At 68.9% G+C, this 12,469-nt stretch carries 10 protein-coding genes and 1 riboswitch; of the genes, 4 read left to right on the plus strand and 6 right to left on the minus strand.

Annotated features, from left to right (window positions below; all coding sequences use genetic code 11):
* Positions 1-8: 8 nt before the first annotated feature.
* The 4 genes from A5757_RS22165 to A5757_RS23840 all read left to right on the plus strand — a co-directional run bounded on the left by A5757_RS22165 (position 9) and on the right by A5757_RS23840 (position 5,983).
* On the plus strand, positions 9-2,201 hold the full coding sequence (locus A5757_RS22165; RefSeq protein ID WP_066838974.1) for a malate synthase G: 2,193 nt from the start codon (positions 9-11) through the stop codon (positions 2,199-2,201).
* 107 nt (positions 2,202-2,308) lie between these two features.
* Complete coding sequence (locus tag A5757_RS22170) at positions 2,309-4,174, plus strand: substrate-binding domain-containing protein (RefSeq protein WP_066838975.1); 1,866 nt, start codon at positions 2,309-2,311, stop codon at positions 4,172-4,174.
* A gap of 232 nt (positions 4,175-4,406) precedes the next feature.
* On the plus strand, positions 4,407-4,928 hold the full coding sequence (locus A5757_RS23835) for a hypothetical protein (protein ID WP_066838978.1): 522 nt from the start codon (positions 4,407-4,409) through the stop codon (positions 4,926-4,928).
* Positions 4,904-5,983 carry an EAL domain-containing protein gene (locus A5757_RS23840; RefSeq protein WP_066838980.1) on the plus strand — a complete coding sequence of 360 codons (1,080 nt, stop codon included), beginning with the start codon at positions 4,904-4,906 and terminating at the stop codon, positions 5,981-5,983. Before A5757_RS23835 ends, A5757_RS23840 begins: the two co-directional genes overlap by 25 nt.
* Before the next feature lie 13 nt (positions 5,984-5,996).
* On the opposite strand, the gene gcvP is transcribed toward A5757_RS23840, so the two are convergent.
* The 6 genes from gcvP to gcvH form a co-directional block, all read right to left on the minus strand.
* On the minus strand, positions 5,997-8,843 hold the full coding sequence (gene gcvP, locus A5757_RS22185; protein ID WP_066838982.1) for an aminomethyl-transferring glycine dehydrogenase: 2,847 nt from the start codon (positions 8,841-8,843) through the stop codon (positions 5,997-5,999).
* A gap of 164 nt (positions 8,844-9,007) precedes the next feature.
* Positions 9,008-9,106, minus strand: a riboswitch (glycine riboswitch).
* A gap of 58 nt (positions 9,107-9,164) precedes the next feature.
* Positions 9,165-9,785 carry a MerR family transcriptional regulator gene (locus tag A5757_RS22190; RefSeq protein WP_066838984.1) on the minus strand — a complete coding sequence of 207 codons (621 nt, stop codon included), beginning with the start codon at positions 9,783-9,785 and terminating at the stop codon, positions 9,165-9,167.
* A gap of 234 nt (positions 9,786-10,019) precedes the next feature.
* Positions 10,020-10,514: a bifunctional nuclease family protein gene (locus tag A5757_RS22195; protein WP_066838986.1), complete on the minus strand. Its 495-nt coding sequence runs from the start codon at positions 10,512-10,514 to the stop codon at positions 10,020-10,022.
* A 117-nt stretch (positions 10,515-10,631) separates the two neighbouring features.
* Positions 10,632-11,396 (minus strand): MerR family transcriptional regulator, encoded by a 765-nt coding sequence (locus tag A5757_RS22200; protein ID WP_066838987.1) that lies wholly within the window; start codon positions 11,394-11,396, stop codon positions 10,632-10,634.
* 27 nt (positions 11,397-11,423) lie between these two features.
* On the minus strand, positions 11,424-11,900 hold the full coding sequence (gene garA / locus A5757_RS22205; protein WP_066838989.1) for a glycogen accumulation regulator GarA: 477 nt from the start codon (positions 11,898-11,900) through the stop codon (positions 11,424-11,426).
* A 141-nt stretch (positions 11,901-12,041) separates the two neighbouring features.
* The gene (gene gcvH, locus A5757_RS22210; protein ID WP_066838990.1) at positions 12,042-12,437 is read right to left on the minus strand and encodes a glycine cleavage system protein GcvH; all 396 of its coding nucleotides are present in this window, start codon (positions 12,435-12,437) and stop codon (positions 12,042-12,044) included.
* Between the last annotated feature and the right edge of the window lie 32 nt (positions 12,438-12,469).

The raw sequence follows: 12,469 nt of genomic DNA on the forward strand, positions 1-12,469 counted from the left end.
GGCAGACGATGACTGATCGCGTCGAGGTGGGCAGCCTGCGCGTGGCCAAGGAGCTCTACGACTTCATCACCGACGAGGCGCTGCCGGGCACCGGACTCGACCCGGACAGCTTCTGGTCCGGAGTCGACAAGATCGTCACTGATCTGACCCCCCGGAACCAGGAACTGCTGGCCCGCCGCGACGAGTTGCAGGCCCAGATCGACAAATGGCACCGCCAGCGTGCGATCGGCCCGCACGACGCCGAGGACTACAAGCGCTTCCTCACCGAGATCGGCTATCTGGAGCCTGATCCCGGCGACTTCACGATCAGCACCTCCGGCGTCGACGACGAGATCACCAGCACCGCAGGCCCGCAGCTGGTGGTGCCGATCCTCAACGCCCGCTTCGCCCTCAACGCCGCCAACGCGCGGTGGGGTTCGCTGTACGACGCGCTCTACGGCACCGATGTGATCAGCACCGAGGGCGGCGCCGAACCGGGTGCCGAATACAACAGGGTCCGTGGCGACAAGGTCATCGCCTACGCACGTGAATTCCTCGACGGTGCAGTGCCGTTGGCGTCCGGGTCGTACACCGAGGCCACCGGCTTCAAGGTCGATGACGGCCAACTGCTGGTCACCCTCGGCGACGACACGTCGGTCGGTCTGGCGAACCCCGAGCAGTTCGTCGGCTACCTCGGCGAGCCGGGTCAGCCGTCGTCGATCCTGTTGCGCAACAACGGATTGCACATCGAGATCCTCATCGACCGGGACTCCCCCATCGGCTCGACGGACCGCGCGGGCGTCAAGGACGTCGTGCTGGAGTCGGCCGTCACCACGATCATGGACTTCGAGGATTCGGTGGCCGCGGTCGACGCCGAGGACAAGGTGCTCGGTTACCGCAACTGGCTGGGCCTCAACCGCGGCGATCTCGCCGAAGAGGTCAGCAAGGGCGGTAAGTCGTTCACCCGGGTGCTCAATGCCGACCGCACCTACACCCGGCCCGACGGTGAGGGCGAGGTGTCCCTGCCCGGCCGCAGCCTGCTGTTCGTGCGCAACGTCGGTCACCTGATGACCAACGACGCCATCACCGACGCCGACGGCAACGAGATCTACGAGGGGATCCAGGACGCGCTGTTCACCGGTCTCATCGCGATGCACGGTCTCGAGGAGAGTGACGAGCGCGGCCCGCTGCGCAACAGCCGCACCGGTTCGGTCTACATCGTCAAACCCAAGATGCACGGCCCCGACGAGGTGGCGTTCACCGCGGATCTGTTCAGCCGCGTCGAAGACGTGCTGGGTCTGCCGCAGAACACCCTCAAGGTCGGCATCATGGACGAGGAGCGCCGCACCACGCTGAACCTCAAGGCCTGCATCAAGGCCGCTGCCGAGCGGGTCGTGTTCATCAACACCGGATTCCTCGACCGCACCGGCGACGAGATCCACACCTCGATGGAGGCGGGTCCGATGATCCGCAAGGGCGCCATGAAGAGTCAGCCCTGGATCAAGGCCTACGAGGACCAGAACGTCGACGTCGGCCTGGCCACCGGCCTGTCCGGCCGGGCCCAGATCGGCAAGGGCATGTGGGCCATGACCGAGCTGATGGCCGACATGGTCGAGCAGAAGATCGGCCAACCCAAGGCCGGCGCCACCACCGCCTGGGTGCCCTCGCCGACCGCCGCCACGCTGCACGCCATGCACTACCACCAGGTCGACGTGTACGCGGTGCAGCGCGAACTCGAGGGCAAGCAGCGCACCACCATCGACGAACTGCTCACCATCCCGCTGGCCAAGGAGCTGGCCTGGGCGCCCGAGGAGATCCGCGAGGAAGTCGACAACAACTGCCAGTCGATCCTCGGCTACGTGGTGCGCTGGATCGACGCGGGCGTCGGCTGCTCGAAGGTGCCCGACATCCACGACGTCGCCCTGATGGAGGACCGCGCGACGCTGCGCATCTCCAGCCAGCTGCTGGCCAACTGGCTGCGCCACGGCGTCATCACCGAAGAGGACGTCAAGGCCAGCCTGCGGCGGATGGCCGCGGTCGTCGACGAGCAGAACGCCTCGGACCCAGACTTCAAGCCGATGGCGACCGACCCCGACGACAGCATCGCGTTCCAGGCCGCCCAGGAGCTGATCCTGTCCGGTGGCGCGCAGCCCAACGGCTACACCGAGCCGATCCTGCATCGGCGCCGCCGCGAGTACAAGGCCCGGTACGCGGGCCGCTGAGGCGGCAGGATCTGGTGCGCGACGGACGACTAAACTGCCTGCGACGCGAAAACGGGGACAGGTATGGGTAGGGACGTGGGTAGAAGCTCGGGCAGGCGTGGATAAACGTGGGTAGACACAGCCTTCCCGATCCCGAGGACCGGTCCGGCGATCCCGAGCAGCCGTATGCCGACGATGCGACGGAGGCGATCCCCGCATCGCCGACCGGTGATTCCGGTCCGGCCACCGGCGCGCAGCGCACCGTCGGCTGGGACAACGGCGAGTGGACCGGTAGCCACCGCAGCCTGGCACCCCAGCGCCGCAAGGTGAGCACGCCGGTGATCGCGGCACTGGTCGCGGTCGTCGTGGTGGTCGGCGCGGTGATCGCGTGGCGCTTCTTCGGCGACGCGCTCGACAGCCGCAGCGACGCGGCCGCCGCTCGGTGTGTCAGCGGTCAGCTCGACGTCGCGGTGGTGGCCGACCCGTCGATCGCCCAGCAGATCCAGAAGCTGGCCGACGGCTACAACGAGACCGCCAGCCCCGTGGGTGACCGCTGCGTGCAGGTGGGTGTCCGCCCGGCCGGCTCCGGCCAGGTGCTCGCCGGTTTCGGCGGTGACTGGCCCGGCGACCTCGGCGAACGCCCCGCACTGTGGATTCCCGCCAGCAGTCTGTCGGCGGCGCGTCTCGAAGCCGCCACCGGACCCGAGACCATCAGCGACGCCCGGTCCCTGGTCACCTCGCCTGTCGTGTTGGCGGTGCCCCCGCAGCTCCTCGACCGGCTCGGCGAGCGGGACTGGTCCACGCTGCCCGGCCTGCAGAACGATCCGGCCGCGCTCGACGGACTGGGCCTGCCCGGATGGGGACCGCTGAAGCTGGCCCTGCCCCGCGACAGCGACGCGTCGTACCTGGCGGCCGAGGCCGTCGCGACGACCGCCGCTCCCGAGGGCGCACCGGCCACCGACGGGATCGGCGCGGTCACGACGTTGGCCGCCGGCGCTCCCGAACTCAGCGCGGACACCACCGACGCCGCGATGGACGCCCTGCTGGACGCCGACGATCCCGCCGCGGCCGAAGTGCACGCCGTCCCGCTGACCGAACAGCAGCTCTTCAGCCGGGCAGCGTCGCTGCCCGATGCCAAGGACACCGTCGCCGGGTGGCGGCCGGCAGGTCCGACGGCCACCGCGGACTATCCGACGGTGTTGCTGGCCGGGGACTGGCTCGACCGGGAACAGATCGCCGCGGCCAGCGAGTTCGCCCGGTTCATGCGCGATCCCGCCCGGCTGTCGGAGTTGGCGGCGGCCGGCTTCCGCACCGGCAACGGTTCCCCGCCACCGAGCGACGTCGTGGACTTCGCGGCGGTGCCCGCCCCGATGGCGGTCGGCAACGACGCGGAGCGCGCCGAGATCGCCGAGGCGCTGACCTCCCCGGCGCAGGGCGCGACCACGACCCTCATGCTCGACCTCGCCATGCCCGCGCAGGAGGGTGCGAACTCGCGGATGGGCAACGTCGTCAACGCGCTGATCCCCCGCATCGAGGCGTTGCCTCCCACGTCCGCCGTCGGGCTGTGGACGTTCAACGCCACCTCGGGCACCTCCCAGGTGCCGCTGGGGACGCTGTCGGAGCGCAGGGACGCGTTGACCACAACGCTCGACCAGCTTTCGTCCACCTCCGGTGGTGCGGTGTCGTTCACCACGCTGCGGTTGGTGTACAACCAGGCGCTCGCCAACTTCCGGCCCGGGCAGCCCAACGCGGTCACCGTCATCACCCAGGGGCCGCACACCGATCAGACGCTCGACGGCCCCGGGTTGGAGGCGTTCATCCGCGACGCGTTCGACGAGGCGCGGCCGGTCGCGGTCAACGTCATCGACTTCGGTGACGACCCCGACCGGGCGACCTGGGAAGCGATCACCCAGGCCACCGGCGGCACCTTTCAGGGCCTGACCACCTCCGACTCACCCGAGCTGGCGGCAGCGCTCACCACGATGTTGCGGTAGCGCTGCCCAACACGCTCAGCCCTTCGGGCGATCAGGGGTTTCGGTCATGCCCAGCACGGTGAATTGTTCGCTGACGTTCTCGCGATCGGGTCAGTCGCGGGGGTAGAACGTCCGAAAGTCGAGACGGGTGCTCACCAACCGCTACACGCCGTACATCGTGTTGTCTTAGCTGGTCGCCGGACTTTCGGTCGTCAACGCGGCGGCGCCCTGGGGACGGGAGACGGCTGACGTCGTGGAGGTCGCCCTGCGCCTCGGCGCGGATGTGGCGTCGCTGGTCTGCGGGTTCGCCGTGGCAGCGCGGGTGCAGGGACAGTCGCGGTGGTGGCGGCTGTGCTACTCGACGTCGATGGCGTGCTGGCTGGGGACGCATTTCCTGTTGTGGGCCGGCATGTCGAATTCGGCGGTCACCGTCGCCTATCTGTTGTGCCCCGTTTTCGTCCTCGTGGCCCTGGTGCTGCTGGTCCGGTCCAGCTGGGAGAACGACACCGCCACCCATGACGGCTTCCGGTACCGGCTTCCGCTGACCAACGTCCTCGACGGCTTGGTCGCGGCCCTGGCGTTTCTGATCCTGGCGACGATGAGCGGGACCGGTCTCCCGACGGCCGGGGCGATCACCGACGACGCCGTGAAACTGGTGTTCGTGACGGCCCAGGTCGCCATCGTCGGCGTCTCCGTACTCGTCGCGATGGCGTACGGCCCGTTCCGCCCGCACCGCACCGCACCAACTACATGCTCTTCGCGGGCGGCCTGGTGATGATGGCGACGTCCACTCGGGTGACGGCCTACCTCCAGGCCTTCGGGGCGAGCAACGCCGAACTGTGGGGTGGCATCGGACGCATCGTCGGACCGATGCTGATCGCGTTCGCGATGTTCGAGTATCCGCCGCGCAAGCCCGAGCCGGACGACGGGCGGTTGCGCACCGACTGGACCCAGCTTGTGATTCCGCACGTCGGTTTCCTGGGCATCACCGCGCTGTTCGCCTATCACGCACTGCACGACCGGCCATGGCATCCGTTCATCATCGCGGCGCTCGTGCTCATGGTGGTACTGGTGACCAGCAGGCAGATCATCGCCATGCGGGCGCAGCGCCTGCTCACCCAGCGGCTGAACTGGGCGCAGCTGCCCGAGCGCACCCTCGTGGCAGGCGAGGCCCTGGCCCGCTGGACGGCGCCCAACGGCATGCAGGTCCCGCCCGAGACGTTCGTGGGCACCGCGGAATCGGCCGGCCTGGGCGCCGCCCTCGACGCACTGATCCTCGAGCGGGTGGTCGACGAGGTCGAGTCGGCCGGTCTGGCCGTGGACATCCACGTCAACATCGGGGCCGCCCGACTCGGCAATCCGGACTTCGAGCGGAACGTCAGGGGCACCCTCGAGCGGCACCGCATCTCCAGTGATCGGCTCGTCGTGGAGATCACCGAGACGGCGCCCATAGTCGACCTCTCCGACGCCGCGGCGCAGATCACCCGGCTCAAGGCGGCGGGCGTGAAGGTCGCGCTCGACGATTTCGGCACCGGCTACAACTCGCTGACCTACCTGCACACCCTCCCGGTGAGCATGGTCAAACTCGATCGCATCCTGGCCGTCGGTACGGACCCGGATCGGGATCTCGCGCTGTACCGATCGGTGATCGGACTCTGCGAGTCTCTCGGTCTGAGCGTGGCCGCCGAAGGTATCGAGACACCCGATCAGGCCGACGCGGTGCTGTCCGCAGGTTGCCACCTGATGCAGGGTTATCTGTTCGGACCGCCCGCACCCCTGAGCGAACTCGTCGGCGACTGGGCGCCGGCAGCGCGCTCGTACCGCTCCTAGATCAGGTCCGCGATCAGGCGAACGCCTCGATCGGTGGGCAGGAGCACATGAGGTTGCGGTCGCCGTAGGCGCCGTCGATGCGCCGCACCGGCGGCCACACCTTCGGCCGGAAGTGCTTGCCCAGCGGATAGGCCGCCTGTTCCCGGGTGTACGGGTGTTGCCACTCGTCCACCAGCAGGCTCTCCGCGGTGTGCGGGGCGTTGCGCAGCGGATTGTCCTCGGCCGGCCATGCCCCGGAACCGACCTGGTCGATCTCCCCGCGGATCGCGATCATCGCCGCGCAGAACGCGTCGACCTCGGTCAGCGATTCGCTCTCGGTGGGCTCCACCATCAGCGTGCCCGCGACCGGGAAGCTCATCGTGGGCGCGTGGAAACCGTAGTCGGCCAACCGCTTTGCGACATCGTCGACAGTGACGCCGGTCTGCTTGGTGATCGGGCGCAGATCGAGGATGCACTCGTGGGCGACCATGCCGTTCTCGCCCGTGTAGAGCACGGGGAAGTACTCGTCGAGACGGCGGGCGATGTAGTTGGCCGATGCGATCGCAGTCAGCGACGCCGCCCGCAGCCCCGGCGCGCCCATCATGCGGATGTACATCCACGTGATCGGCAGGATCGACGCCGACCCGTAGGGCGCCGACGACACGCTGCGGTCGTCGCCGAGTTCGTCGGCGAGCGGATGGCCGGGCAGATACGGCGCCAGATGGCTGCGCACGGCGACCGGGCCGACACCGGGGCCGCCGCCGCCGTGCGGGATGCAGAACGTCTTGTGCAGGTTGAGGTGGCTGACGTCGCCGCCGAACCGGCCCGGCCGGGCCAGGCCGACGAGCGCGTTGAGGTTGGCGCCGTCGACGTAGACCTGACCGCCCGCATCATGCACGGCCGCGCAGATCTCGGCGATGTCGTGTTCGTACACGCCATGGGTGGACGGGTAGGTGATCATCAGCGCGGCCAACCGGTCGGCGTTCTCGGTGACCTTCGCGCGGAGGTCGTCGAGATCGACGTCACCGTTCTCGCGGCACGCCACCACGACCACCCGCATCCCGGCCAGCGCGGCCGAGGCGGCGTTGGTGCCGTGCGCACTCGACGGGATCAGGCAGACGTCGCGGTCGGGATCCCCGTTGGCCTCGTGGTAGGCCTTGATGGCCAGCAGACCGGCGTATTCGCCCTGCGATCCGGCGTTGGGCTGCAGTGAGATCTCGTCGTAGCCGGTGAGCCCGGTCAGCCAGGTCTGCAGATCGGCGATCAGCCGGCGGATGCCGGCGGTGTCGCCCTCCGGGGCGAACGGGTGCAGCCGGCCGAACTCCGGCCAGGTGATGGGCTCCATCTCCGCGGCGGCGTTGAGCTTCATCGTGCACGACCCGAGTGGGATCATGCTGCGGTCCAGCGCGATGTCCTTATCCGACAGTGCGCGCAGGTACCGCATCATCTCGGTCTCGGTGCGATACCGGGTGAATGCCGGGTGGGTCAGGAATTCACTCGTGCGCGTGGCGATCTCGGGTCCGACGAACGGCTGTCCACCACGGTCGGCGCCGAACGCGGCGAGCACCGCCGCGACGTGGTCGGCGGTGGTGGCCTCGTCGCACGCCACCGACACGTGGTCGGCGTCGACGAGCCAGAGGTTGATCCCGCGCTCCTTGGCGGCGTCGCGGACGGCCGCGGCGCGCCCGGGCACCCGGGCCAGCACGGTGTCGAAGAACGCGTCGTGCACCACCTCGACGTCTGCGCTGCGCAGACCGGTGGCGACGGCACGGGCGTGGCCGTGCACCCGGCGGGCGATCGCGGTCAGACCCTCGGCGCCGTGATAGCTGGCGTACATCGCGGCCATCACCGCGAGAAGCACCTGTGCGGTGCAGATGTTGCTGGTCGCCTTATCCCGGCGGATGTGCTGTTCGCGCGTTTGCAGCGCCAGTCTGAACGCCACAGCGCCATCTTCATCTTGGGACACCCCGACCAGGCGGCCGGGCAGCTGGCGGGCGTGCTTGTTGCGCACGGCCAGGTAGCCGGCGTGCGGACCGCCGAAGCCCATCGGCACCCCGAAGCGCTGGGTGCTGCCGAACGCCACGTCGGCCCCGAACTCACCGGGCGGGGTGACCAGCGTCGACGCCAGCAGATCGGCCCCGACCGCGACCAGCGCGCCGCGCTCGTGCGCCTCGCCGACCAGCGGCGCCCAGTCGACGAGCGCTCCGCTGGCGCCCGGCTGCTGGACGATCACCCCGAAGAAATCGCCGTCGGGCAGACCGTCGCGCAGGTCGGCGGTGACGATCTCGATGCCCAGCGGCCGTGCGCGGGTTGCCAGGATCGCGGCGGTCTGGTGGTACACGTCGGCGTCCACGGCCAGCCGCATCGACTTGCTGCGGACCGCGCGCTGCATCAGCGTCATCGCCTCGGCGGCGGCGGTGCCCTCGTCGAGCATCGAGGCGCCGGCGACCTCGAGGCCGGTCAGATCGCACACCATGGTCTGGAAGTTCAGCAGCGCCTCGAGCCGGCCCTGGCTGATCTCCGGCTGGTACGGCGTGTACGCGGTGTACCAGGCGGGATTCTCGAGGATGTTGCGACGCAGCACCGGCGGGGTCAGGGTGTCGAAGTAGCCCTGTCCGATCATCGACACGGCCACGGTGTTGGTGCCCGCCAGCGCACGCAGTTCGGCCAGCGCCTCGGTCTCCGAGGCCGGTGCGGGCAGCGCCTCCAGGCCCGGTGCGACTCCGTCGGCCCCGAGCTCGTCGAGGATGTTGACCGGCAGCGCCTTGGCGGCCAGCTCGTCGAGGGAGGGCACGCCGATGGTGTCGAGCATGACGGCGACGGCGTCGGAGTCGGGTCCGATGTGACGGTCTGCGAAGCGGGGCTGATGGGCATCGAGCACGGGCGTCTCCTCTGGGGGGCCGCGGATGGGAACAGAACCGTGGGGTTCCCCTCCCTCTGTCGTCCACCCGTCACGGGCGCCTGAGAGATTCACCGCATCCGCGTACCGGAGTGCGACTTTCCCCATGGGCGGGTGGACGAATCCACCACTTTCCAGAGGCATCGTGGCCGTGGGCGGTCCTGGGTGCCTGAGAGGTTGACGGAGAGGTGTTGCTCCTTCGGCGTCCGTGACCGGCTGCCACGGAGCTCTCCCGCACACGGGTGATGCGTCGGTCAGTCTACCGGGCGGTTGAGTCGGCCGCCTGCCCAGACCGGGTTGCGGTCAGCCGATCTTGCGGTCGCGGTGCTTACGCCGCGAGGCGAGCTCGTCCTCGGGTGCGGCGATCGACTCGCCGCCGTCGGCGCGTTCGCCGGGGAAGTCGGCGATCGCTCCCGTGAGTTCGCGCATCGCCCCGGACACCGCGATACCGAATACGCCCTGACCGCCCTGCAGGAGGTCGACGACCTCTTCGGCGGAGGTGCACTCGTAGACGGTGGTGCCGTCCGAGAACAGCGTGATGTTGGCCAGGTCGCTGACGCCGCGCTGACGCAGGTGGTCGACCGCGACGCGGATGTTGTGCAGCGAGATGCCGGTATCGAGCAACCGCTTGACGATCTTGAGGACGAGGATGTCCTTGAACGAGTACAGCCGCTGGCTACCGGAACCGGCTGCGCCCCGGATCGAGGGCACGACCAGCGAGGTCCTGGCCCAGTAGTCGAGCTGCCGGTAGGTGATGCCGGCGATCTGGCAGGCGCTCGGCCCGCGGTATCCGACGAGTTCGTCGGGCACCGAGTCGTCCGGGAACAACCCGGCCTGCACCGGCTCCCCCACCGGCGCGACGGGCTGTGCCGGGGTGCCTTCGGTGGTCAGGTCGAGCTGCTCCTGACGTGGCTTCTCGCCCACTACCGATTCCTCTCGCCGATCGAACTCGCAAGGCCCACAACAGCCGTGACCTGCACTGCAGCGGTTATGCCACCAGCCCGAATGTGTCCGAGCATACGCTTGTCGCGACGTCCTGACTGCCCGTCGCCCTCAAAGTATTACCGCCGTACGCGGGGTTGACCGAACGTTGCGCCGCGTGTCGAGCAGCCAGCGCCGAGTTGAGACGCATCCGTGATCAACAGCACGTTTCGCATCTCAGGTGGCCTTGAAATCGTCGGGCGACACGCTGTCGAGGAATTCCTTGAACTTCTCGACCTCGTCCTCGCGCACGGCGCCGGTGGCCTCTTCGTCGTTCTCGTCGGGGATCAGCAGCCCGGCCTCGGCCAGCACCGCCTCCTCGACGTAGATCGGCACCCCGACCCGCAGCGCGATCGCCACCGAGTCCGAGGGCCGCGCCGAGACCTTGATGTCGCGGTCGAAGATCAGGTCGGCGTAGAACGTGCCCTCCTGCAGATCCACGATCCGCACCTCTTTGAGCGAATGGCCCAGAGCGGTGATCACGTCGCGGATCAGATCGTGGGTCAGCGGCCGGGCCGGTTCGACACCCTGCTGCTCCAGCGCGATCGCGGCGGCCTCGGACTGTCCGATCCAGATGGGCAGATAGCGGTCCCCGTTGGATTCGCGCAGCAACAGCACCGGCTGATTCTGGGGCTGTTCCACGCGGATGCCGATCACACGAACCTCAGCCATCAGACACTGCCCTCCGCACCGGTGTGCTCGTTGTCCTCGTCGGACGGTCCTGCCGGTCGGATACCTGATCCGACGTCCGGGCCGGATGTCTCCGGCCCGTGTCAGCGAGTCTAATCCTCACCGGTCCAATACGTCTCGTACGGCCGACTTGATGAGCGACGTATGCAGCGTGATGGCCAGTGCGGCGACTTCGCGGGCCAGGTCGTCGGCGCGGTCGCGCGCACCGGCCTTGCCCGCCTTGACCATCGGACCTGCGATCTGGGCGATCAGATCGGACTGCCGGTCGGCGGCCGACCGGAACGCCCGCAGGTGCCGCGGTTCGACGCCGTAGTCGGACAGGGCGCGGGCGCACTGTGCGATGACCACGGCGTGTTCGTCGAAGAAGATCCCGCCGCCGCCCCTGGACGACGGAGTGATTACACCCGCCTTCAACAACGCTGCCAGCAGGTCCTCGCCGACCCCGGAGCGCTCCAGCAGATCCTCGCGGCTCAGCCGCACCTGGGGCTGGGCCATGCCGGCGACCCCGGCCCCGACCCCGTTGACGTCCCGGCCCGCGCCGTTGGCGGTGACCAGACGCGGCACGCCGTACGCCGAGCCGCCTGCGGCGGGCAGTTCGCCGTCGGGCTGGGCGTCGAGCTGGGCCTTGATCACCTTCAGCGGCAGATACTGATCGCGCTGGGCAGTCAGGATGAACCGCAACCGCGCACAGTCGTAGGCGGTGAACCGTCGGTAGCCCGACGCGGTGCGCTCCGGCGTCACCAGCCCCTCCGCTTCGAGAAAGCGGATCTTGCTGATGGTGATGTCGGGGAAATCCGGCCGCAGCAGATCCAGCACCGCTCCGATCGACATACCGGCCAGGGCCGGCCGTTCGGGCTGTGTCATGGGGCTACCGGGACGGAACGCACGCGACTAGCTGGTCGCGCCGCCGTTGTCGTCGGAGGGACCGGTCAGGAAGACCAGGCGGAACTTGCCGATCTGGACCTCGTCGCCGTTGGCCAGCACGGCCGAGTCGACGGGTTCGCGATTGACGTAGGTCCCGTTGAGGCTGCCGACATCGACCACCTGGAACTCGCCGCTCTCCAGCCGGAACTCGGCGTGGCGGCGGCTCACGGTGACGTCGTCGAGGAAGATGTCGCTGTCGGGGTGCCGGCCGGCGGACGTGGTCGGCTGGTCGAGCAAAAACCGCGAACCTGCGTTGGGGCCGCGCTTGACGACCAGCAGTGCCGATCCGACGGGCAGACCCTCGACACCCGAAACGGCGCTGTCGCCGCTGGGCGCCGCAGGCGCGTCGAGCTCGTTGAGGAAGTCGGCCCGGAACACCGACGTCGTCTCCACGGTGACTTCTTCAGACTGGTCAGCCCCAGAGTTGATGTCCTTGTCCGTCACCCGCTGCTCCTCACTGGCTGCTGTGGCGATACCCGGCCGGTACCCGGCCGTCGTGTCATGTTCGACCGTACCGCGCAGCGGACGTCGTTGTGTCCACCACCGCCGGATCCGCCTTCTGGTCTGCAGAACCCTAACAACTGGTCACTCACTGGCGACGGCACGGTATCCGTCGGCGTCGAGCAGTCCGCCGAGCGCAGCCTCCATCTCGTCGGCGTCGAGCTGCAGGTCGACCAGCCAGCCCTCGCCGTACGGATCGGAGTTCACCAGGTCCGGGCTGCCCTCCAGATTCGTGTTCACCGCAAGGACTTTCGCGCTCACCGGCGCGTACAGATCCGAGACCGACTTGGTGGACTCGACTTCGCCGAACGTCTCACCGGAGGTGAGGTCCGCGCCGACGTCGGGCAGCTGGACGAAGACCACGTCGCCGAGGGCGGCCTGCGCATAGTCGGTGATACCGACCCGCACGGTGTCGTCACCGGTACGCAGCACCCACTCGTGTTCCTCGGTGTAGTACAGCTCGGTTGGGATGTCGCTCACGGGGCTCCTCGGGGGTCCGACTGGGGGCGGGT

Origin of the sequence: Mycobacterium sp. 852013-51886_SCH5428379, from assembly GCF_001665575.1 — a bacterium.
Taxonomy (GTDB): Bacteria; Actinomycetota; Actinomycetes; order Mycobacteriales; family Mycobacteriaceae; genus Mycobacterium.